This is a genomic window from Leclercia sp. UBA1284 (assembly GCF_002308415.1).
Classification (GTDB): domain Bacteria; phylum Pseudomonadota; class Gammaproteobacteria; order Enterobacterales; family Enterobacteriaceae; genus Enterobacter; species Enterobacter pneumoniae.
Genome location: NZ_DBUS01000006.1, coordinates 907,099 through 925,974, shown reverse-complemented (window position 1 = coordinate 925,974; position 18,876 = coordinate 907,099). Strand labels below are relative to the sequence as shown.

Below are 18,876 nucleotides of genomic sequence, written 5' to 3'. Positions count from 1 at the left end.
TCACCCCCTGGGCTTTCCGCTGAGGTAAGTCGGTACCGGAGAATCGAGTGTGGTGGTTTCTATCTCTCCCGCCATGTACTCATAAAGTAAGGCAGCCAGTGATTCACTGGATTCAGCCAGGCGGTTTATCGCCGCGGTCTGCTCTGTCTGCGCTTTTGTCTGCAACTCCAGCGCTTTCAGAAGTTCGTTTACCTGTTGCTCGTTCATAGGCAATAGCCATCCATTTTTTCAGCCACTCACGGCGTGCGGCACATCCTGAGCAGGCCATCAGTGCCATCTCCGGTGACGGAAAAGAAGCGCCTCTACACCAAGCGGTAGCTCAGAAGTGATATTTCCCACATTCACGGCTTCCCGGTTCGCATACCAGTGACCAATCAGCAAAAGCATTGCCGCCCAGATCCCGGGCGTAAAAAGAACCTCCCGGGGAGGCTCTTTGTCTTCAGGGGGCGGCGAAAGGGATTCCACCAGCGAACCGTCGCAAAACTTTTCAACATAATCGACGGCCGCAGCTGTATAGGCAGTGATAAGAGAATCTTCGGCGTCGTTATCAACCCTCAGATGCGTCTTTATCAGCGCCATCTGCTCCGCGCTTATTTCCACCTTTACCCCCGGTTTTGGCTTTTTGTGGCTGTTCAGGCTGTTCAGGCTGTTCAGGCTGTTCAGGCTGTTCAGGCTGTTCAGGCTGTTCAGGCTGTTCAGGACTGGAGTTTTTCACCTTCTCAGGTTCAACCTCTTCAGCCAGATACATTTTTACCAGCATCTCGCCAACCTCTTTTTTCACGATGCGGGTTTCGCCCTGGGATACAGTGCCCAGGTGATAATGCGAGAACATACGGAGAGCTTTAATTTTCATAGGTTAAACGCGGCCATTGCTGACCGCGCCCTTCTGTTATTCGCCGGAAGAAACCGCAATATCGCCGGTGACGATGGCGGCAGGACGGTAGTGCGCCAGCGCCAGGCGCTCTTCGCACAGGATGGTCAGCATGTTCTTAACGAAGTTGTCGCGATCCTGATTGCTGATCTCGATTGTGGCATCCATTCGATCCCACACCTGCGACGCTAGGCCAAACGCACCCACAGTGAATTTGCCTGCCGTCTGCGCGGTAGTCGATACAACCGGCAGCCCCCACAGCACTTTGGAGGCAAACGCCTGCGGGCCGCCAAGGATGTAATTGCCGTTAGCGTCCTTCAGCAACGCGATTCGGTGCCAGTCCGCTGGGTTCAGGATGATGCCATCGGCTTCGAACTCACTCAGCGATACCTGATAGATGGCATGCGCCAGAACATCAGCGCCGGTATCACCTGTCGCATTGAGGGCTGCTTCGTAGTCGTTCGCCACCACGTTCAGCCCCTGCAGGTTGTCGCCGGTACCATCTCCGTTCAGCATCTGGTTCTCTTCCACCAGAGCCAGGCCGTACATCATGCGGGCATTGATGTACGACTCCAGAGCTGGCGCATCATCCATGATTTGTCGGGATGCCTGGATCCAGTGGGCGATGGTTTTCACGTTCGCCATTTCTTTGGTGAAGGTGATGTTACTTTCCGGCTTGAGGGTGCCTTCCGCCACTGGCGCGGCAGCGTTGGTGAACACGTTCTCACGAACATACTCCAGCGCATTACTGGTGATGCGCCCCTGGGCCAGAAGATCACGTACGGTCAGGCGGCGCAGGCCAGGCATCAAGATACCTGGATTCTGCTGCGGCAGAACCAGAGAGCCGGCGGAGTTGGCGCCAGACCCGATCGCTTTATCAAAACTGGTCACTTTCGCTTTGGTGCGTGAGCCGTCCCAGCCTTTCATCAGGTCTTCGGATACGCGCTCTGCAAAGGACTTCTGGGCGGTCTGGTCAGGTGAGTTTCCAGCCAGTTTCTGCTCAAGATCAAACAGGCGGGTACCGGTGGTTTTCAGTTCATCCTGGGCTTTAGCCAGATCGGTCTGCAGTTGCTTGTTGATTTCCCCGTTCTGGTTGATGGATTTACGTTGTTCTTCGATAAGCTCCTTCACTTCTTTCTGGGAGTTCTCGATTGCTTTTTCCAGTACAGATAATTCAGACATGTGTTACTCCGTTAAGGTGTCCGCAGGTTAGCGGCAAATGAGGTAATGCGCTGTGCAAGCGCGTCAATGTCGCCGCCGCCGAACTCGCTTCGGCCTGCGGACTTCACGCGGGCGATAAACGCCTGCGCTTCTGCGCGAGTAAGGCCGACTGAATCCCTCAGCCAGGCCTCCGCGTCACGAATGGTTTTAATGCCGTCGATGCTCTTCATGGCAGTTACGCCTGCCAGTTCGTTGGCCGGGAAGGTGCAGACACTGATTTCCCGCAGGTAAGAAATGTTTTTGAAAATCAGGCCTGACGTGCCGACGGTGTAATCATCGGGGCCGACTGAAAAACCGACCGACATGCCTTCAACCGTGCCATGCTGCATGGCGGCCTTCAGATCTTCGGCCAGGCTTAACCCCGGAGTGAGTTGCCCACGTACAAAAAGCCCCTTCTCGTCTTCGTGCATGGCATCCCACTTGCCAACCGGGATGGCTCGCGTCTGGTGGTTAAAGAACATCGCCACCTTGCGGCTCTGGTTAGCGACCACTCCAGCGAAAGCGCCGGGCAAAATAATGTCGCCATCAGCATCGGTGTTATTGAAAACCGAGGCGTACCCTTCAAACGTTCCCTTGGTGCCGTCGCCGGTGAACTTGATTTCGGTCTGGTCGAACGCCAGCGTCTTGTGAATTTCAGGCATGATGGCCCCCATAAAAATTAAGCCCCGTCATTGCGGGGCTCTTTGCTTGATCCAAGATCGGTAATGGGTACGTTCTGCGACTGGCGCGTCGCCACGTCACCGCCGGGCAGTGGTGGCAGGTTATCCAGCCGTCGAACCTCGTTAACGGTGCGAATGCCGGTATTGACCATGATCTGCATGAATGATGCCCGGCTTGTTGAGTCGCCGCGTAACAGCCCGTCGAGGTTATGTTCGGCATGAATAGCGCCCTGCTCTGACTCTTTCACCAGCCAGCGTTCAATGCTGTACTCCCAGCGGTCAAGGTAGGGTTTTAGCGTGTACTGAAGAAAGCCCAGGTTTTGCTGCTCAATTCCAGAGCCCCAGGAGGTGGTTTTATCAACATCGCCGACCAGATGCGGAGGCACACCGTAAAAGCGGGCCAGTTCGGCGACCTGAAATTTTCGTGCAGCCAGTATTTCCGAATCCTGAGGCGAAACCCCTATAGCCTGCGTAGTAAACCCGCTCTCCAGGATCCACAACCGCTTTTTAACTGGTCCGCCGGCAATCTCCTTAAAGTTCTCCTCCAGCTGGCCGCGCTGCTCTTTAGTCAGCACCTTGCCGTCAGTCATCAGAATCTGCGGAGACTTCGCTCCATTTGCGAAGAACTCACGCTGATTGTCTTCCATGGCGATAGCCACTCCGGCTGACTTAGCACTGAAGGCCAGCGGTGAGAGGCCAGTGAGTCCATTGAAGCCAAACCCTTTAAGATGAAAAATTTCCTTCTGCGAAAAGTTGGCGTATTCCGTATCACGGCGATAACGGTAGATAATGTTTTTGCCATTCTCACTGAGCCGCACCTCCATATTGGCGCTCATCAGCGGAACCATGCTTATAACATCGCCAACGCTGTTACGTTCCACATGCGCGTAAGCATTGCCGTAGGCGCACAGCTGCATGGTCATAGCCTCGCGGAACTCCAGAGCGGTCATGAAATTGTTTGGCCGGAACCTCAGTAGCTTTGCGAGAGGATGGGTGCCGGGAACCTTGCTGCGCTGATCGTCACTGGTCTGGTACACATCAAGCGGTAAGGATGCAGTGACCGTAGAAATCAGACGGATACAGGCCCACACAGTGCTGATTTGCATGTTGCGCTCATCAGTGACGACGGATTCACCAACAACGCCGTGTGCAGAGGTGCCAGCCATCTGAGAGCCTTTCTCTGGCGTCACCAGTCTGCCCCCGGTCAGGATGGAGGCCATGCGCGCCCAGAATGGCGATCGCGTTCGCAGGTCAATGCTGTAATCGGTATCTGCCATTTTTACACGCTCAAAAAGTTATAGATAAAATCGTTAACATCTCCCTGATCCTCTACCTCATCACTGGTCTGCGCGCCGATGGACATTGCCAGTGCTACCATCCCGTCGATACGGCCACTCGACTTGCCTTTAACAAATTTGCGGTTACCGGCGGGGTCGGTGATTACCGTGGCGTTTTTGGCGCACATCTCGAGGATTGGATGGTTGCCGTGCTTCAGCTGCGCACCAAGCAATCTGGCCTCCAGTTCCCTGAGTGCGGGAGACATTGATACAAAGCCCTGGCCAAATTCCACAAAACGCTCAAGCTCCGCTTCAGTAAATCCGGCGTCGATGAGATGAGGGCGAAGGAAACGCATGTTATAGCGGTCGAACGCCAGCACCCTGACGTTACAGATATCAAAAACGTGCCGCAGCTCTCTGGCGATAAAGGCATACTCAATGGCTTTGCCCGGAGTCGTGTTCAGCCAGCCCTGCCTCGCCCAGATGTCATAAGGCACGCGATCGTTACGCGCCTTGTCTGCCAGCCCTTCCTCTGGTAGCCAGAACTTACAGTGCACATCGCCATGGGTTGTGTTGAGAATCAGCGCGGTGAGGTCCGACACGCTGGAAAGGTCCAGACCGCCCCAGACGGTAGCGCCCGCCAGTTCGCCGGGTTCCTCTTTATTCATGTGCCAGACGGTCTGACTCACGAACGGGCTTTTCGCCTCAACCCTGCGGTTCAGTACAAGGTTCTCAAACTCTGCCTGGCGCGACGGCAGGCGTTTTGCGCTGGCGGCCATATCCAGCACTTCTTTCTGGTTCATGAATACATCGAAGGCGGGGTTTGCCAGCCTGATGGCTTCAACAGAGAAAGGATCGATATCTTCCGGCGCGGTCTGGAGCCTGACCACCGTTCGCGGATCGGCCCCGGTCAGGCCATCATCAATCAGCAGGCTGAGCAGGTCGCTCGCATCGGGTGCCTGGGTGCTGATGATTACCGAGATAGGGTTATCCTGAGCAGCGGTCGCCGTTTCCAGCGCTTCATAAAGCGGGTCACGCGGCCCACGAACCTGCCCCAGCTCATCGTGGGCGACAAATCTCGGCGAGAAACCGTAGGCCGTGGTGGCTTCTGCGCTCAGTGCGCGATAATAAGAACCCAGTTCAGGGCAGTGAATTTCTTTTGCTGAATCCTTGATCGCCACATACTGCATAAGCACCGGGTTCATCCGGCACATCTTGGAGGCCAGGTTAAACAGAATGGCCGCCTGGTCACGCGAACGTGCGGCAGAATACAGCTGCGAGTTCGGCGCCGCTTCTGGCCCCACCAGATAGAGCAGCATCAGCATGGCGGTTTCAACGGTCTTGGCGTTCTTGCGCCCGCGGCTGATGATGGCGCGGCGAGTGCCATGCTTGTTGTCAAAGATAGCCCTGAAGTCGTCTTTCATGAACTCAGCCATTTTCAGGGGCTGGCCAACAAACTTACCTTCAGGGATAACGATATTTCTTTCGCACCAGAGGATATTCCTCTCGGCTCTTGTCAGAGTTTTTTTAGCCATCGAAGAGCCTTATTCAATTTCCCAGGGTTTTCTCTCCCGTGGCAGATTGTTGTTGGCACGGCCTACCGTTTTGGGATCGGCAGTAGCCTGCCGGGTGATTCGCAGCCGCGTCGCCAGTGATGATGCGGAACGTACTTCGCGCTCGCGCATGGTGAGTAATTTGTCGTAGCGCTTTAAACCATCATCCCGCGCCAGCCATTCCAGCTCGAACTCTTCAATCTGCGTGGTCAACAGCCGCGCCTGCACGACATGCCGGCAATACATTTCCAGCATGTCGCGGTGCGTTTCGGTAAATGAGCTGGTGGGGTTGTCATTGACCAACCGGACCCAGACGTTTATCTCCGGATCGCTCAGATGAATGGACGGCTGCAGCCTGCTTTCAGCCAGTGCCGGCAGCGAGACAGCAGACGTCGCAGCCAGAGACTTTCTGCCTCGCTGTGCCATCACGTTTTTCCTTTTTTTCTGGACGTTTTTAAAAATAAACCTGGGAGCGCGGTCTTTATAATGCTGCCGCCAGAGTTTTGCCCCTCCCCCTGCCTCGCGGATTTAAATGAGAATTAGTATCATTTCTCAATGATGTGCAGGTTTTCGCGGGAAAGGCTTGAGGGCATAAGCCGTTCGCCAATGCCGAGCGTAAAGGCCAGGCTGACCGTCGGCAGCGTCTCGCCCACCGTGTGGCTGAAAGTGATGGCAGTGACAATATTGAAGCTCACGCCGTCGATGCTCAGCTCTGTCAGCTTACCGTCGCGGTATTCAATCTTTAGATCTTTCATGCGTTGCTCCTGTTACCAGATAACCCGGCCTTCATTGTCGAACTCAGTGACCGTACCGCCCTTCTCCATACGTTGCTTTACCGAGTCGTGGCAACATTTGCATAAACTTTGCAAATTTTCCGGGTCATGAAAGAGGGTCTCATCACCCTTGTGTGGTTTGATATGATCAACAACAGTTGCGGCTATTACCTGATTTCGTTTGAGATGAAACTCGCAGAGTGTCTGCTTCTGAAGCTGGTGATAACGAAGCCGGTACCAGCATTTGGTGTTATAGAGTCGGTGCCAGGGTGAAGTGGATGACATATTCACTCCAATAAAAAAGCCACCAGCAGGGATGGTGGCTTCAGTTTTTAATTTTTCTGTCTCTATAATTGCACTGAAGAAATCAGTTTTTTATTCATTTGCACGAATTTTCTTTCCAGTTGGGTGCCGCAGTCATCTATTATCTCGTAAGCTTCCTCGCTATTAATGCGATGATGAAGCACATCATTTTCTGTACGATTAGAAATCTTAAGAAGATCTTTAACTTCTAAAAGGTCAGGCTCGAATGATGGAAAATACAAATAAATAAGCGCCTCTAGCCTATCATGAACGCCACTCTCAAGCTCCAAGGCTGCAGAATGCTTATAAAAATCTGCAAGCGTGATTTTATTTAATAGTAAGCTACTTCGATACATATGGAGACTGCTTATATACTTTGACCACTTTGAAATTAATATGTGCAGCTCTTCAGTTTTTGAAACTAGTAGTTTTTTCATGTCTTTTTCGGCATCTAGCTGAGTCTGCTTAAAAAATCTTTTTTCAGCAAAGCGATTAGCAAGAAATGCACCACCAAAAGCACCAATTAAAGCGCCACTTACACTAACCAATGAAGAGATTATTTGCGTTTCCAATTTCTTATCCTGTTAAATGGTCATTTATTCCTATATTGCCATTTAACTAGAAGAAGAGGAATACTTAAGGTATCACATTGTTAAACTTATCAAGCTATAACGATTATCCAACTTGAGATGGAAAAACTCTTCTACGATTGTCGCTACCTGAGCTTCTCAAATAATAACCGCGACATCGCTCATTACGAGATAAGCAGAGTCGTATTCATTTTACTGCTTTGTACCAAGCCTGCCAGCGGTACTTATCGAGGCGCAGCCGCTGCAGGCATTCAGCAGTTTCGATATCTGCCTGCAGGTCTTCGTCGCTGTTGGTGCCAGCATCACTTGCCTGACACGGCTCCTGCATCAAATCCGCTGATGGAATTGGCAGCGTCGATGGCACGTTGGCGCAGCCGGACAGACTCATCATCAAAATCACAAACGGTACGATTTGGATCCTGGACATATTTCACCACGTCACGGGTTATGGTTCGGTAGATTACCCGGCCTTCTTCTCTGGCCTGAGCGGCCTTCAGTTCGACAGGCTGAATAGCCTTTTCTGCTTTGGCCCGCTTATCAGCAGCCAGCACGTTGATACGGTCGGCATGGGCGTACCAGCCATTCCGGTAACGTAGCTCGCCATAGCCACCTGCCAGCAGAACGGCTGCGAGAGTAATCAGCAGAATCGTTCGAAGGCTAAAGGTCATGTTTGCTCTCCGCCAGGCACATCGATCGCTCCATCTCTCGCCGATTCTGGAGGCCTTTCCATTTCATGCCACCAGCGTAAACCCAACGGCGCATTTCTTCGCACGCCCCGTCGTGATCACCTTTGTTCAACTTGCGCAGAAGCGTGGACTTCGAGAACGCGTCAGAACCAACGTTAAAGACAAAGCTGTAAAGCGCGGCGCGCTGATACTCGCCCAGCGGCACCCTGACCAGATTGTCTACCGTACGCTTGGCTGGCTGGATGTCTTTCCACAACAACTGGTCACACTCACGATCGGTATAAGTCTTGCCCCTGACGATATCCCGTCCCGTATGGCCGTCGCAGACAGTCCACACTCCGGCGACATCTGTATAAGCTTCGTACTTTCGCCCTTCTACACCATCCTGCCCGCCGAGGAACAGCGAGGCAATCAGCATTGCGCCGCCACCAGCTGCGGCGATCAGTTTATTGCGAAGGCTGCTGGTCATTGGCATTTCAGTCTTCTCCAACTTTCACCGCCGGGCCGTATTTCTCCAGCGCCTTAACCTGCGCATTAGCGACCTTGCGTTTGAAATACCAGTTAATGAGTCCTGTAACGATTATCCCGGCAATACCCGCCAGTACGCCGATGGCGCTCCATTCGTCAGGACTCAGTTTTGTGAGGACGCCGTTCAGGATGGTTCCTCCTGAGGTGCCGAGGGCGACTCCGGTGACAAGTTTGCTCATACGGGACATTTCTCTCACCTCGCTGGGATGCGGGTGCTATTTGGTAAGGGATCAGGCCCTCCGGATGAATTAACAACAAAACGAGTTATGGGGTTCCGGGAGCCTGAAAAAGAAAAGCCCCGGCAGGATGCCGAGGCTTATGATTGTTGGCCTGACCTCGCGGATAATTCCAACTTACCGCCATCCATTAGCGACGAGACCAATGGCGCGGGGATAAAGCAGGAATTGCGGCCATAAAAAAACCCCGCCGGCTGGCGAGGTTTCGAATGTTATGTGTCAGTGCGTAGTGACAACTCATAGCAGAATACTATACATTTTGCGTACGCGTTAGTTTTTTAAAGTATGCTCGCCCAAACTCTAACCTTAAGGAAAAGCGATGAACTTCTCAAAACAAAAGCAAGCCAACCTAACCCGCAAGGTTACGGTTAGGGCATTTAAAGTAAACTCGAATAATAACAACAACTTATATAAGCAGATCGCAGCTAGTAAAAGTTTAGCTGCGGGCACCATTATTCAATATTCAGCTACCAAGCACATCAAATGCAAAGAAATCAAAACTATAAATAATACACATTTTATTCACTTTACTTCATACAACCCTAATGAGCAGGTCTCAGTCTCACCTATCAATCCTAAAGATAAAGATCTTTTCCCAGTCAAAAACCATGACAACCTGCATGCTTTCTACATGATTAAAGGGAACAAAATAGCATCACTAATGTTAATATCGACAAATTGGCCAGAGGTTAAGACCAGTAAATTATTTGGTCATTTTAAGATAGACATTATTCCAACATGCATCCTCCGCCAGGATACAGTTGCGAAATTGCAATCAGACGGATTAAAAGCGGTCCATGTAAATCTGGAAGTTATGAGCTCTGATTTTAATAAACAACCTGGCTTTTTAAAATCATTGATCCAAAATGAACCTGCTGTAAAACAGACAGGAATTTCAGGTCATCTAACTATTGATCATAAAGGAAACCCACAACTCGCTAAATCTATTGAAAATAATCCAATCCCTTGGATAAGTGATTTAGATAGTGACTTTTACTTTGAAACAAAAAAAAGCGAAAAAATAACCAGTGACAGCTTAAGACTTACACAGGTATACTACACTATTCCCTATGGGGCAAAGTCGATCCTGTCAAAATATGCGGAAGAAATTTTAAGCGATTTTGTAAAAAACGAGTTTTAATGAGATTTCTAAGAGGCTTGAGATAATGAGAAACCTTGATATAAATGCAATTGCTATCACAGCGTTAAACATGCTCGCCTCTTTATTTTTTTCTTATTTCTTTACTGAAACTCTTACTAATAACACTGACGCACTCAACTTGGTTGCCAATATATTCTCAATATTGACTGGCTTTTTATTGTTAGTCATCACACTGTCAGGCGATAATTCTTCCGTTTCAATTGGGCTAACTGAAGTTGAGCGCACATATCAAACAAATAGATTCTTAATTAGATTCAATAGATATTACAGTTTGTTTTTGTTGTATCTTTTAACATTAGCACTAATCTTCATATATTACTTACTCTCAAAAGATAAAAACCACACAGGTTTGGCGTTATCATTATCAATAAGCGTGATAACCCATGCAATATCATTCTTAACTTGCTTCTCATTTATTCAGTCTACGTTCATACCTTTGAAATTGAAAAAGCTTTACACAGAGAAGAAAGAACTTAATGATAAATCAGGCAGCTAGTGCTGCCTGATACTCATCTTAACATACAAATGCAGCCATCAATAAACCCCATTGCAGTCTGTAGTTCTTTCCTAATAGTACCATCGGAGACTTTTCTTTTTTTCGCAATTGCTCTCAATGAGATTCCGATAACGAAATGAGCAATCAGAAGTTCACATTCATTAGGTTTGAATTTTTTCAACCTCGCAACGCATCCATCAATCATGATCCCCTCATCATCGTTACACTGAGGCCGTGATTTCTTACCATGTGGCAATAAACCTTTGAAGCCTGCCGCAATTGGTTGCCAGTCAACGCTGCTATTGTCTGAAGATGCCCAAGCTCCCCATAGATCCATAACTTCATACATATCGCGCATGTTATCTCCACTGTTCATGCTAATACGCCGATAGCCAGCGCACGATCTAAAAATCGAAACAGCAGCGTTAACTGGTCGCCGTGCTTCGCTTCGAATGCCACAGGGCTGGCGTGCAACTCGTCGTGATGCTCTCTGCACAGAGGTATCACAAACAGGTCATGCGCCTTTGTACCCATTCCACCCTGCCCGTGGCCTATCAGGTGGTGGGGATCATCTGCCAGGTTGTTACAGCACATGCACTGCTGCGACTTAACCCAACGGGTGTACTTTTCATTTTCCCAGCGACGGCGCTTAGGTTTCATCATGAAGGATTCCGGGGTGTCTGGATCAACCTTCACCGCCACTATCTTTTTTGCTTTCTCCTGCAGCAGTTCTACCGCTGGTAATGATGGGGTTATGTCACTTTCTCGCATCACAGATTGCATGGGTTCTGGCTGCAACCTCAGGGCCTTGATAGCCATACTTTCCGGGATAACATCTGCCAGCCCGTTCTTTACCAACCACCAGCAGAACTCCGGAAGTGTCAGCACATGGCCTTCACTGAAGCCAAGTTGACCGCTTACGGTTGCCAGTAGCCAGGATACCAGGTTTTCACGTGCAATTCCTGCAAGTCTTACAGTGGTTTGATCTCGCAGATTGTTATCGCAACCCCAGCACAAACGTATACTGCCGGGAGCGTGGCGCATCACTGTAAAATCATGGGAATGCCATTCTTCGTGTGGCCACTGACATTCATACTTTTGCTCCAGCCAGGGATCCAGACCGTTCAGGCCACCAGCACGCTGAATAACGCGCTCGTTCTCAAAAACAACCTGCATACTGTCATCATGTTTCAGTGGCTGGTATGACTCTGGAAGAAGGCCAGACGGTAGATGCTGTATAGCTTCCGATGGCTTTTCAATTACCACCCTGCCCTGACGGAATAGCCAGAGCAAATCAGTTCCGGGACGGAAGATAACTACCCCGGCCATAGGCGCAATTTCAGGTGTAAGTAGTGCCCTCACGCCATTTGCCCCTTAGCGATGTGCTCAGCCCACAGACCACCGATCCACTTAACGCCTTTAGCGGTGAAGCGTGCCTGGCTAAAGGCATAATTAGAGGCGTTGGTTGTGCCTGTCTTAACTTCAAAGCGCTCGGCCTCGATGTGCTGGTGATAAGGGGTAAGCACCCCACTCAGGCGATACATGATGTGATTATCCATCAGGAACAGACGGAACTCAGGCTCTTTGGCGTTGAGCAATTTGGCCACCTGCCGGAAAGTCATTGAGCCGGTGGCGGTTACATAGCGATCCACAAATTCAGCTTTAGGTGCTGCAATGGCCAGCTCTTCACTCAGTCGCTGTTTTTGTTCAGCAAGATCTGCAGCCATGCGCAGTGCTTCAGGTAGTGTCTGAGGAAGCACCATGCCGGCGCCGTTCTCCAGTTCCTGCCAGCGGTCTACAAGCCGAGCAGTAAACTCAGGGCAAAGCTGAGCAACAATCACATAGCTGTCGCGTTTATTAACTTCGTAGTAATGGTAGGTCTGCTGGTTCTGAGGGTGGGTGTACTGCATTGCAGCATACCCCCCAATAACACCGCTATTCATGAGTCGTTCAATGGTCACGCATACATTGCTGTGGCGAGAATCTACCAGCTTAGCAATTTCCCGACTCGACATCGTTATTTGCTGTCCCATAGCAACTGCATGATGTGCCTGACACATTACGGTTACGTTCATCTGGTTCATGCTCTTCTCCACTTTTTAGGCGGCTGCACCCGCCATTGGTTCATGTGTGGTGATCGTTATTTCTACCCGGCCTCCGGCCACCTTCGGCCCCCACTCCACCAGCATTCGTTGTACCTGACTGTCGTCCTCCCAGACACCAGCATGGGTTAGCGCATCGAACAGCGCTTTGTTGTAGTTATCGATGTCGCGGCGGCGAGAATCTGGTGGAAACAGAAGGATCTCCACTGCCGCCGGTGCGGTGGAGGGTTTTGGCAGGCGGCGCAGCTGATCGACAATAGCCGAACAAGCTGCACTCTGGTATGCCCTGCCCTTTGCGCTAATGAGGTGACGGCCTTTCAGTGGTCCCTTGTTCGGGGCTCGCCAGTAGGTGTTTACGCTCGGTGGGAACGGGAGTACAAGTTTCATAACGTCACTCCCTGCTTTTTCAGCCATTCCACAGCGTTATCTCTGGCATTTTCACCACCCGATAGCAGCTCTTTAATGATCGTTACAGGATCTGCATCCCATTCCGTTTTGACTACGGTAATCCCCCTGGCAGCGCCAGGAGCAATTGAGATGTACCCCTTTTTCTTAAGCGCCTTCACATGCTCGGCAGCAGCATTAGGTGATGCACAGCCAATTAAACCGGCAAGCTCCAGAATCGTCGGCGGGAATCCGGTTCTATCCTTGTAGAGCACTATTGCATCCAGAACTTCACTTTGACGGGGCGTTAAATGGTTCATGACTCCACTCCATAGCGCCCGTTCAGGCGACCAATTTCACTGTTAAACTTCACCAGCGTTACGCCCATCGGCTTCACCAGTTCGTGATATTTTTTCAGGATCGGGGGAACAGCAGTGTTCCAGCTTGGTTTAGGCTTCTGTTTAAGCGCTTCCCTTATCTCCCGGATGCAGCGTCGCGCAACATCGCGTACTGCATTTTCCTGCTCGGCTGAAAGTTTCATGCTGCTTCCTCAACCTTTTGCAAGCGCGGAGAATGCTGCCGCAGCCACTCTTGGAACTTGTCCATTTCCAAGGGCTTTAATTCTGTCCACCCGATGGGCCATCCCATGAACCACTCGACCCATTCGGGGCTCAGTTGTCCATCCTGGGGTGGCATCGTTCCATCTGGTAATGGCCTCATCTTGATAACTGAAACAAGGTCTGGGGCGTGACGTAACCTCTCGCTCTTGCAATCGCTTCTTATTGTCGATTTGACGGTAGGCCACAACCCACAAGCGGTCTCTGGTATGGGGCGCTGTGCAGTTCGATGCTGATAAACGAAACCATTCACAGTCATACCCCATTGCGGCAAGGTCACTGACGACCATGGCAAGACCTTTTCCTCTGAGTCGTGGAGAATTTTCCACGCAAACGAATTGAGGTCGAACTTCACCGATAATTCGCGCCATTTCTGACCATAAGCCTGAACGTTTTCCCTCGATGCCGGCACCAGTTCCATTTGCGCTGATGTCCTGGCACGGGAAGCCGCCAGAAACGACATCAACAATTCCTCTCCACGGCTTTCCGTCAAAACTGCACACGTCAGACCAAATCGGGAAAGGTCTGAGGATTCCATCGTTTTGTCGTTGCGCGAGAACTTGTGCGGCGTAGGCATCACGTTCAACTGCGCATACTGTGTTCCATCCGAGCAGGTGTCCGCCGAGTATTCCTCCACCAGCGCCTGCGAAAAGAGCCAACTCATTCACGCGGCCTCCACTTTAGAAGTTTTGTTTACATAACCAGGAAAAAGCTCTACATCAGATGATTCGGCCTGATTACCCCAGTGATGCCAGCCAGGTGCGCCGCAACGACTGAATAGCTCAATGCGTGGAACGTCACCGTAAAGCTTCTCCAGACGGAATCGGGCCTCCTCCGGTTTCGCGCTATGCTCACCCAGTGGGCTGTAGATAACCTGCTTCACGCTGGCGCTCAGTCTTTCCAGCCCCTTACCACGGGTGGCGATGAGAAGATCCTCGGTGTTGGTTCGGGTGTAGTTGCCGCCGTTCATCTTCGTCTGACCGTTAAGCAGATCGAGGAAGTCGTAAAAGTCCTCAACATTGCCGGATGCCAGCGCTTTGTTGATGTGCTGTTCTGCCAGAGGGTTGAACTTCACCCAGGTGAATCCCTTCATGGTTCGGACTTTAAAGCCCCATGCCTCAGCCAGCTCTATCGCTTCGCGGGTGTGGGTGCCAGTGAACCACATGGCCAGTACAGCATCTTCGGCAGCCAGCTCCCACACCGGCAGGCGCTTCATGTCGATGAGTTTCATCGTGCCGTAGTGGTTACTCGCTGCCCCGTTGCTGATGGTGTTGCCGTACTCCCAGGCAGGGTCTGCGTAGATTAACGAATATTTCATCCCACGCTCCTTAAGCTGTTGCCTGCCAAAAAACACGTATCTTTTGCCGCTTTCTGCTTTTTGGCTTGGCTAAGGTATCGCTGGCGCTCAACAAGTATCTTCTCGCGCAGGACTTCGCTTTTAGTTTTGTGGAATGCTTCCATCAGGACCGTGGCCGCTCGCTGAAACAGGCCCTTTTCAGTAAGCCCCTGGGCTTTCAGCATCAATGCAGCTACTGCGGGGTTAACTACGCTGTCCATCTCAACATCAGTAGCGCTCTGCGCTCGGTCTATTTTTAAGCGGGAAATTACTTCCCCGACTTCTCCGCTCGGCGGCTTAGCAAAATACTGGTAGCACTTGCCGTTATGCTTACGTGTGGCGCGGTTAAGTTTTACCAAGTGACATACGCCACGCTGCACGGCGTGAACGTCAAACTGTGGCATCGATGCCGCCAACTGCTTGTTGGTCAGGCCAGGGTTGTTTGCGATGAATAGCTGAATGTTTTTCAAAAGGCTCATGAGTTAGCTCCTCTGAAACCAGCGGGGATCTTGCTGTAGTCTGTGTTCTGGAAACTGGATTTGAAAATGCCATCTTCACGAGCCCATTCGCCGTTTATGCGTGGAGGCTTGCCAGCGTTTGACCAGTTCCCTGCAGATTTCAGGTAGCCGGGAAATTTGTTCGGCTGGAAAAGGGTTTGTGGGCGCAGATACGCGGCCATTTTCAGATCGTCGGCCCACTTGGCGTTTGAATAGTCCACCACCAGTTTCAGCTCTTCAACGGTGTAACCCTCGCCGATACGGGCCCTGATGTTTTGCAACGATGTGGTCGATACCTGATAGCGTGAGTTTGTCACCTGGTTGAGATGAGTTAAGACCTGTTTGGCCTGGTCAGTGATAACCACATCACGGTCGGGTTGCGCAGCAACCGGACAAGAAGGGTTTTTAATATCTGTAGTATTCTCTGTTGTATTCTCTGTAAGAACATCAGGCCGTTTTGACCTGATGACATCGGTTCGTTTTGACCCGATGGAGCGTTCCACTTTGACCTCTTCCATTAGTTCATTTTGACCTGATGGACGAGTGCATTTTGAACTCTTCGATTTGGTCACTTTGACCTCATCTAAAAGCTCGCTTTCATAGTTAATCGTGTAGTAGTTCGTCATGTCGCGCTGAGACTTGTTCAGTTGCTCAATTTTGAGCACTCCGAGGGTCTTCAGGCGGGTGAAGGTGCGCTTCAGGGTAGACTCGGACCAGAACGGGAACTGCTCCAGCCACTGCTCGTTCGTGTTGTAAATCCAGCGCACACCGTCACGTTCCAGACCGGAATTTGTCTCTTTCAGCCAGTAATTCACCTGCTGCAACGCAATGGCCTCGTTCAGGCCAATGCTGTATGCAAGGTCAGGGTTAATTACTATCGGCCGGGATGGCATTAACAGGCTCATGGCAGTCCTTTAACTCTGTAAATTTGCGCTGGAATTGCTCAAGAGGGCTGAAGCACTCATGATCGTACCCTTCGCGAAGGTATATAACGCGTCGGCTTTCTGGCTCCCATCGAATGACCCGCACCGGGATACCTCTGTGGTCTTTGAACCTCCGGTCAACTTCAGCCATTCCTCGCGCCCCTTCTCGTTCATCAGAGCAAATGCACCTACCATCTCTGCACATGCCTGGTAGTTGTTGGCACCATCAGCGCTGTGTACTATTTCCACATAGCCGAACGGGGAGTTTTTCCCCACCAGCGGCAGGCATCTGAATTGCTTAGCTGGTCTGAATCGGTTTAAACTGTTCATGCGTTAGTTTCTCCACTTAAAGAACCGGCGCGCCAGACGCCTCGAGCTGCACACTCGGGGCGTCACCTTTTCTGCCGGTTGAAACGAAAACATCGACTGCCTGATCTGAAATTCCCGCCCCATACAGAGCCATAAAACCCAGGAAGCCGTGAATCTGGTGACGCAACTTCTTGTTGAATAAATCGGAAAGTGTCTGCCGTTCTTTCATATCGATTACACCGTCAGCAATAGCTGCAACTTTTGCTGACGCCAGTTCGCCAGCTGCGACCGTCGCTTTCATATCGATTTCATACAAATCGACATTGTCGATGCTCTCGGGAACTGGAATGTCAACCAGCATTTTTCCGCAGCGCTTAGCGAAATACTCAGCCAGATAAGACGTGCCGGAAATGGACTGCATCTGTTCAAGTTCGACTACCGTAAAAAAACGACTGCCGCATTTTTGGTATAGATGGTTGTGAAATTGATCGATGGTCATGCCAAGATCAGCTGCCAGGCCTACACGACCGTGTTTGTGTGCCTTGCACATAAGGCGAATCGCTGTGTTTATGCTGTCTACCATTTTGTTTTTCCTTTGGTAGTTATTTAGTTAGCTACTTTCGAACTAAGATTTCGCTTGCTGAGAACGTCGTCAGGAGTTTGATAGCGGCTCGGATATAAAATATGTAATTCATTGATTTCGCCATGGAAGAACTTGGCAAGACGTTCGGCTAGCTCTACAGACGGTACTTGCTCGCATCTTTCAATGCGGCTCAGCGTAGCTGGATCGACTTGCACGCCAGTTGCAACATGCAACAAAGTCATACCATGCGATTTACGCAATTTTCTTAACGGTGATTGCATAATGCCTCCTTAATTTGCGTAATACGCATATTATTTCATTCTGGCGGATTGCGCAAGTTGCTTTGCATGAGGCGCAAAAACAACATGTAATAGGCGCATGAATATAGGATCTCGCATACGACATCTTCGCCTGACGAAGAACATGAAAATCGCAGAACTCGCTGAAGCTGTGGGGGTTGATGCTGCCAATATTTCTCGGCTTGAAACCGGAAAGCAAAAGCAGTTTTCAGAACAAACACTTAACAGACTTGCTCAAGCTTTAGGCGTTAAAGTTACCGACCTATTTACGTCATTGGAAAATGAGTCTACTGTATGTATAAACAGTAAAAATGATTCATCAGCCCGAAAGGACATTGATGTGTATAGAGTCGAGGTACTTGATGTGAGTGCAAGCGCCGGGTCAGGACATATTCAGGGTAGTGACGTTATCGATGTTATTCATGCCATCGAATACAGTAACGACCAGGCGGTGATTATGTTTGGAGGCAGGACGTCAACTGGCGTTAAAGTTATCAACGTTCGCGGTGATAGCATGGCCTCAACTATCGAGCCTGGTGATTTAATCTTTGTTGATGTAAACATTAATGAATTTGATGGTGATGGCATTTATGTATTTGGCTTTGACGGTAAGGTTTACGTAAAACGCCTACAAATGATCCCCGATCAGCTTCTTGTCATTTCTGACAATCCCAAATATCGAGAATGGAACATCACCAAAGAAAATGAGCATCGCTTTCACATCTTTGGCAAGGTTTTGATAAGCCAATCTCAAGCGTATAAACGTCACGGTTAGACCGTCTTTGGTAAAACAGGCCTCCAATGGAGGTCTTTTTTTTTGCCCCGTAATTGCGTATTGCGCATTTTTAATGCTTGCGTTATTCGCAATTTATTATTATCTTTACTCCACGGCATATGGCACATGTGCCGGAGCGGTCCGGGGATTCCTTTGAAGACAATATCCAGATCTAGCGGGTAGCCGGAATGTGCAAGCCTAGCAGTAGCACGAGCATTGGATTCACCATCCAGGCGGTACGGTGCGACACCTCGGAAGAGACGAGGATGCAACAGCAAAGCGCATTACACCGGAACCCGATAGAACCTTATAGTCCTGAGTCGTGGCTACGTATTTTGTCAGTCAAACAGTCAGGCGGGCATATCGTCGGCAGGTTGGTCAAAGGTAGTGCGCTCTGCGTTGTGGCATTAGCTCAGATGGATAGAGCATCGGCCTTCTAAGCCGTGGGTCGCAGGTTTGAATCCTGCATGCTGCGCCAGTATCACGTAGCCAGCGTGGTAAACCCGTAGTAACTGCAACAAATGCTGTGTGTAGTCTTGGCGGTCGGCAGTTCTGAATGTCCTTATGTCGACCGCCCCTTTTACACAACTGAAAGCGCGTTCTGGACCTTTAACCTAAGTGTCAGTTCGTTAAATGCAAATTCGAGCGGAACGCGCTCTCAGTTGTGGAGAAGCTAACAGGCGATGGTAGTCGCCC

Annotated in this window: 29 protein-coding genes and 1 tRNA gene; 3 read left to right on the top strand and 27 right to left on the bottom strand. The window is 50.4% G+C overall.

Annotated elements, in window-relative coordinates; translation table 11 throughout:
- The 14 genes from B3511_RS07665 to B3511_RS07600 form a co-directional block, all read right to left on the bottom strand.
- Positions 1–207, bottom strand: a complete 207-nt coding sequence (locus B3511_RS07665; RefSeq protein WP_263616109.1) for a hypothetical protein — start codon at positions 205–207, stop codon at positions 1–3.
- Positions 208–267: 60 nt separating this feature from the next.
- Entirely contained in the window at positions 268–579 is a 312-nt protein-coding gene (locus B3511_RS07660; protein ID WP_286778056.1) for a head-tail connector protein, read from the bottom strand.
- On the bottom strand, positions 548–853 hold the full coding sequence (locus tag B3511_RS07655; RefSeq protein WP_063921719.1) for a hypothetical protein: 306 nt from the start codon (positions 851–853) through the stop codon (positions 548–550). Before B3511_RS07655 ends, B3511_RS07660 begins: the two co-directional genes overlap by 32 nt.
- A 36-nt stretch (positions 854–889) precedes the next feature.
- The gene (locus B3511_RS07650) at positions 890–2,053 is read right to left on the bottom strand and encodes a phage major capsid protein (RefSeq protein ID WP_286778055.1); all 1,164 of its coding nucleotides are present in this window, start codon (positions 2,051–2,053) and stop codon (positions 890–892) included.
- An 11-nt stretch (positions 2,054–2,064) separates the two neighbouring features.
- A complete protein-coding gene (locus B3511_RS07645; protein WP_286778054.1) occupies positions 2,065–2,733 on the bottom strand; it encodes an HK97 family phage prohead protease in 669 nt (222 codons plus the stop codon).
- A gap of 17 nt (positions 2,734–2,750) precedes the next feature.
- The gene (locus B3511_RS07640) at positions 2,751–4,028 is read right to left on the bottom strand and encodes a phage portal protein (RefSeq protein WP_286778052.1); all 1,278 of its coding nucleotides are present in this window, start codon (positions 4,026–4,028) and stop codon (positions 2,751–2,753) included.
- A gap of 2 nt (positions 4,029–4,030) precedes the next feature.
- On the bottom strand, positions 4,031–5,563 hold the full coding sequence (locus B3511_RS07635) for a terminase large subunit (protein WP_286778051.1): 1,533 nt from the start codon (positions 5,561–5,563) through the stop codon (positions 4,031–4,033).
- Positions 5,564–5,572: 9 nt separating this feature from the next.
- Entirely contained in the window at positions 5,573–6,007 is a 435-nt protein-coding gene (locus B3511_RS07630; RefSeq protein WP_286783343.1) for a hypothetical protein, read from the bottom strand.
- A 119-nt stretch (positions 6,008–6,126) separates the two neighbouring features.
- Positions 6,127–6,336 (bottom strand): serine acetyltransferase, encoded by a 210-nt coding sequence (locus B3511_RS07625; protein ID WP_286778050.1) that lies wholly within the window; start codon positions 6,334–6,336, stop codon positions 6,127–6,129.
- Positions 6,337–6,348: 12 nt separating this feature from the next.
- Positions 6,349–6,639: an HNH endonuclease gene (locus B3511_RS07620; RefSeq protein ID WP_286778048.1), complete on the bottom strand. Its 291-nt coding sequence runs from the start codon at positions 6,637–6,639 to the stop codon at positions 6,349–6,351.
- 62 nt (positions 6,640–6,701) lie between these two features.
- A complete protein-coding gene (locus B3511_RS07615) occupies positions 6,702–7,229 on the bottom strand; it encodes a hypothetical protein (protein ID WP_286778047.1) in 528 nt (175 codons plus the stop codon).
- 320 nt (positions 7,230–7,549) lie between these two features.
- On the bottom strand, positions 7,550–7,915 hold the full coding sequence (locus tag B3511_RS07610; protein WP_286778046.1) for a hypothetical protein: 366 nt from the start codon (positions 7,913–7,915) through the stop codon (positions 7,550–7,552).
- A complete protein-coding gene (locus tag B3511_RS07605; RefSeq protein ID WP_286783341.1) occupies positions 7,905–8,402 on the bottom strand; it encodes a lysozyme in 498 nt (165 codons plus the stop codon). The genes B3511_RS07610 and B3511_RS07605 overlap by 11 nt, the downstream gene beginning before the upstream one ends.
- Positions 8,403–8,409: 7 nt before the next feature.
- On the bottom strand, positions 8,410–8,640 hold the full coding sequence (locus tag B3511_RS07600) for a class II holin family protein (protein WP_051916132.1): 231 nt from the start codon (positions 8,638–8,640) through the stop codon (positions 8,410–8,412).
- 376 nt (positions 8,641–9,016) lie between these two features.
- On the opposite strand from B3511_RS07600, the gene B3511_RS07595 reads away from it, so the two are divergent.
- Positions 9,017–9,838 carry a hypothetical protein gene (locus B3511_RS07595; protein ID WP_286778042.1) on the top strand — a complete coding sequence of 274 codons (822 nt, stop codon included), beginning with the start codon at positions 9,017–9,019 and terminating at the stop codon, positions 9,836–9,838.
- A 530-nt stretch (positions 9,839–10,368) separates the two neighbouring features.
- On the opposite strand, the gene B3511_RS07590 is transcribed toward B3511_RS07595, so the two are convergent.
- The 13 genes from B3511_RS07590 to B3511_RS07530 form a co-directional block, all read right to left on the bottom strand.
- Complete coding sequence (locus tag B3511_RS07590; RefSeq protein WP_286778041.1) at positions 10,369–10,713, bottom strand: antiterminator Q family protein; 345 nt, start codon at positions 10,711–10,713, stop codon at positions 10,369–10,371.
- Positions 10,714–10,727: 14 nt separating this feature from the next.
- Positions 10,728–11,717: a DUF968 domain-containing protein gene (locus B3511_RS07585; protein ID WP_286778040.1), complete on the bottom strand. Its 990-nt coding sequence runs from the start codon at positions 11,715–11,717 to the stop codon at positions 10,728–10,730.
- A complete protein-coding gene (locus tag B3511_RS07580) occupies positions 11,714–12,430 on the bottom strand; it encodes a phage antirepressor KilAC domain-containing protein (RefSeq protein ID WP_349676215.1) in 717 nt (238 codons plus the stop codon). Before B3511_RS07580 ends, B3511_RS07585 begins: the two co-directional genes overlap by 4 nt.
- Positions 12,431–12,454: 24 nt before the next feature.
- Positions 12,455–12,844, bottom strand: coding sequence for a RusA family crossover junction endodeoxyribonuclease (locus B3511_RS07575; protein ID WP_286778037.1), 390 nt, complete (start codon positions 12,842–12,844; stop codon positions 12,455–12,457).
- A complete protein-coding gene (locus tag B3511_RS07570) occupies positions 12,841–13,161 on the bottom strand; it encodes a LexA family transcriptional regulator (RefSeq protein WP_286778036.1) in 321 nt (106 codons plus the stop codon). The genes B3511_RS07575 and B3511_RS07570 overlap by 4 nt, the downstream gene beginning before the upstream one ends.
- Complete coding sequence (locus tag B3511_RS07565) at positions 13,158–13,382, bottom strand: hypothetical protein (protein WP_144837568.1); 225 nt, start codon at positions 13,380–13,382, stop codon at positions 13,158–13,160. Before B3511_RS07565 ends, B3511_RS07570 begins: the two co-directional genes overlap by 4 nt.
- Before the next feature lie 9 nt (positions 13,383–13,391).
- The gene (locus B3511_RS07560) at positions 13,392–14,126 is read right to left on the bottom strand and encodes a DNA cytosine methyltransferase (RefSeq protein ID WP_286778034.1); all 735 of its coding nucleotides are present in this window, start codon (positions 14,124–14,126) and stop codon (positions 13,392–13,394) included.
- Entirely contained in the window at positions 14,123–14,776 is a 654-nt protein-coding gene (locus tag B3511_RS07555; RefSeq protein WP_286778033.1) for an MT-A70 family methyltransferase, read from the bottom strand. The genes B3511_RS07560 and B3511_RS07555 overlap by 4 nt, the downstream gene beginning before the upstream one ends.
- Positions 14,773–15,273: a hypothetical protein gene (locus tag B3511_RS07550; RefSeq protein WP_286778032.1), complete on the bottom strand. Its 501-nt coding sequence runs from the start codon at positions 15,271–15,273 to the stop codon at positions 14,773–14,775. Before B3511_RS07550 ends, B3511_RS07555 begins: the two co-directional genes overlap by 4 nt.
- Complete coding sequence (locus B3511_RS07545) at positions 15,270–16,196, bottom strand: conserved phage C-terminal domain-containing protein (protein WP_286778031.1); 927 nt, start codon at positions 16,194–16,196, stop codon at positions 15,270–15,272. The genes B3511_RS07550 and B3511_RS07545 overlap by 4 nt, the downstream gene beginning before the upstream one ends.
- Entirely contained in the window at positions 16,159–16,365 is a 207-nt protein-coding gene (locus B3511_RS07540; protein ID WP_286778030.1) for a DUF4222 domain-containing protein, read from the bottom strand. Before B3511_RS07540 ends, B3511_RS07545 begins: the two co-directional genes overlap by 38 nt.
- 195 nt (positions 16,366–16,560) lie before the next feature.
- Positions 16,561–17,106: a YmfL family putative regulatory protein gene (locus B3511_RS07535; RefSeq protein WP_286778028.1), complete on the bottom strand. Its 546-nt coding sequence runs from the start codon at positions 17,104–17,106 to the stop codon at positions 16,561–16,563.
- Between the two features lie 23 nt (positions 17,107–17,129).
- A complete protein-coding gene (locus tag B3511_RS07530; RefSeq protein ID WP_286778026.1) occupies positions 17,130–17,387 on the bottom strand; it encodes a helix-turn-helix transcriptional regulator in 258 nt (85 codons plus the stop codon).
- 97 nt (positions 17,388–17,484) lie between these two features.
- On the opposite strand from B3511_RS07530, the gene B3511_RS07525 reads away from it, so the two are divergent.
- Complete coding sequence (locus tag B3511_RS07525) at positions 17,485–18,180, top strand: XRE family transcriptional regulator (protein ID WP_286778025.1); 696 nt, start codon at positions 17,485–17,487, stop codon at positions 18,178–18,180.
- Positions 18,181–18,581: 401 nt separating this feature from the next.
- Positions 18,582–18,658: transfer RNA gene (locus B3511_RS07520), tRNA-Arg, on the top strand.
- Positions 18,659–18,876 lie beyond the last annotated feature (218 nt).

What these genes read in the sequence shown, in the direction of transcription:
- B3511_RS07630 (WP_286783343.1), bottom strand. Translation starts at nt 6,007, where the DNA reads ATGGCACAGCGAGGCAGAAAGTCTCTGGCTGCGACGTCTGCTGTCTCG.
- B3511_RS07530 (WP_286778026.1), bottom strand. Translation starts at nt 17,387, where the DNA reads ATGCAATCACCGTTAAGAAAATTGCGTAAATCGCATGGTATGACTTTG.
- B3511_RS07655 (WP_063921719.1), bottom strand. Translation starts at nt 853, where the DNA reads ATGAAAATTAAAGCTCTCCGTATGTTCTCGCATTATCACCTGGGCACT.
- B3511_RS07605 (WP_286783341.1), bottom strand. Translation starts at nt 8,402, where the DNA reads ATGACCAGCAGCCTTCGCAATAAACTGATCGCCGCAGCTGGTGGCGGC.
- B3511_RS07565 (WP_144837568.1), bottom strand. Translation starts at nt 13,382, where the DNA reads ATGAAACTTTCAGCCGAGCAGGAAAATGCAGTACGCGATGTTGCGCGA.
- B3511_RS07525 (WP_286778025.1), top strand. Translation starts at nt 17,485, where the DNA reads ATGAATATAGGATCTCGCATACGACATCTTCGCCTGACGAAGAACATG.
- B3511_RS07550 (WP_286778032.1), bottom strand. Translation starts at nt 15,273, where the DNA reads ATGAGCCTTTTGAAAAACATTCAGCTATTCATCGCAAACAACCCTGGC.
- B3511_RS07650 (WP_286778055.1), bottom strand. Translation starts at nt 2,053, where the DNA reads ATGTCTGAATTATCTGTACTGGAAAAAGCAATCGAGAACTCCCAGAAA.
- B3511_RS07610 (WP_286778046.1), bottom strand. Translation starts at nt 7,915, where the DNA reads ATGACCTTTAGCCTTCGAACGATTCTGCTGATTACTCTCGCAGCCGTT.
- B3511_RS07575 (WP_286778037.1), bottom strand. Translation starts at nt 12,844, where the DNA reads ATGAAACTTGTACTCCCGTTCCCACCGAGCGTAAACACCTACTGGCGA.
- B3511_RS07625 (WP_286778050.1), bottom strand. Translation starts at nt 6,336, where the DNA reads ATGAAAGATCTAAAGATTGAATACCGCGACGGTAAGCTGACAGAGCTG.
- B3511_RS07620 (WP_286778048.1), bottom strand. Translation starts at nt 6,639, where the DNA reads ATGTCATCCACTTCACCCTGGCACCGACTCTATAACACCAAATGCTGG.
- B3511_RS07570 (WP_286778036.1), bottom strand. Translation starts at nt 13,161, where the DNA reads ATGAACCATTTAACGCCCCGTCAAAGTGAAGTTCTGGATGCAATAGTG.
- B3511_RS07580 (WP_349676215.1), bottom strand. Translation starts at nt 12,430, where the DNA reads ATGAACGTAACCGTAATGTGTCAGGCACATCATGCAGTTGCTATGGGA.
- B3511_RS07540 (WP_286778030.1), bottom strand. Translation starts at nt 16,365, where the DNA reads ATGGCTGAAGTTGACCGGAGGTTCAAAGACCACAGAGGTATCCCGGTG.
- B3511_RS07665 (WP_263616109.1), bottom strand. Translation starts at nt 207, where the DNA reads ATGAACGAGCAACAGGTAAACGAACTTCTGAAAGCGCTGGAGTTGCAG.
- B3511_RS07595 (WP_286778042.1), top strand. Translation starts at nt 9,017, where the DNA reads ATGAACTTCTCAAAACAAAAGCAAGCCAACCTAACCCGCAAGGTTACG.
- B3511_RS07555 (WP_286778033.1), bottom strand. Translation starts at nt 14,776, where the DNA reads ATGAAATATTCGTTAATCTACGCAGACCCTGCCTGGGAGTACGGCAAC.
- B3511_RS07545 (WP_286778031.1), bottom strand. Translation starts at nt 16,196, where the DNA reads ATGAGCCTGTTAATGCCATCCCGGCCGATAGTAATTAACCCTGACCTT.
- B3511_RS07535 (WP_286778028.1), bottom strand. Translation starts at nt 17,106, where the DNA reads ATGGTAGACAGCATAAACACAGCGATTCGCCTTATGTGCAAGGCACAC.
- B3511_RS07600 (WP_051916132.1), bottom strand. Translation starts at nt 8,640, where the DNA reads ATGAGCAAACTTGTCACCGGAGTCGCCCTCGGCACCTCAGGAGGAACC.
- B3511_RS07635 (WP_286778051.1), bottom strand. Translation starts at nt 5,563, where the DNA reads ATGGCTAAAAAAACTCTGACAAGAGCCGAGAGGAATATCCTCTGGTGC.
- B3511_RS07640 (WP_286778052.1), bottom strand. Translation starts at nt 4,028, where the DNA reads ATGGCAGATACCGATTACAGCATTGACCTGCGAACGCGATCGCCATTC.
- B3511_RS07660 (WP_286778056.1), bottom strand. Translation starts at nt 579, where the DNA reads ATGGCGCTGATAAAGACGCATCTGAGGGTTGATAACGACGCCGAAGAT.
- B3511_RS07590 (WP_286778041.1), bottom strand. Translation starts at nt 10,713, where the DNA reads ATGCGCGATATGTATGAAGTTATGGATCTATGGGGAGCTTGGGCATCT.
- B3511_RS07645 (WP_286778054.1), bottom strand. Translation starts at nt 2,733, where the DNA reads ATGCCTGAAATTCACAAGACGCTGGCGTTCGACCAGACCGAAATCAAG.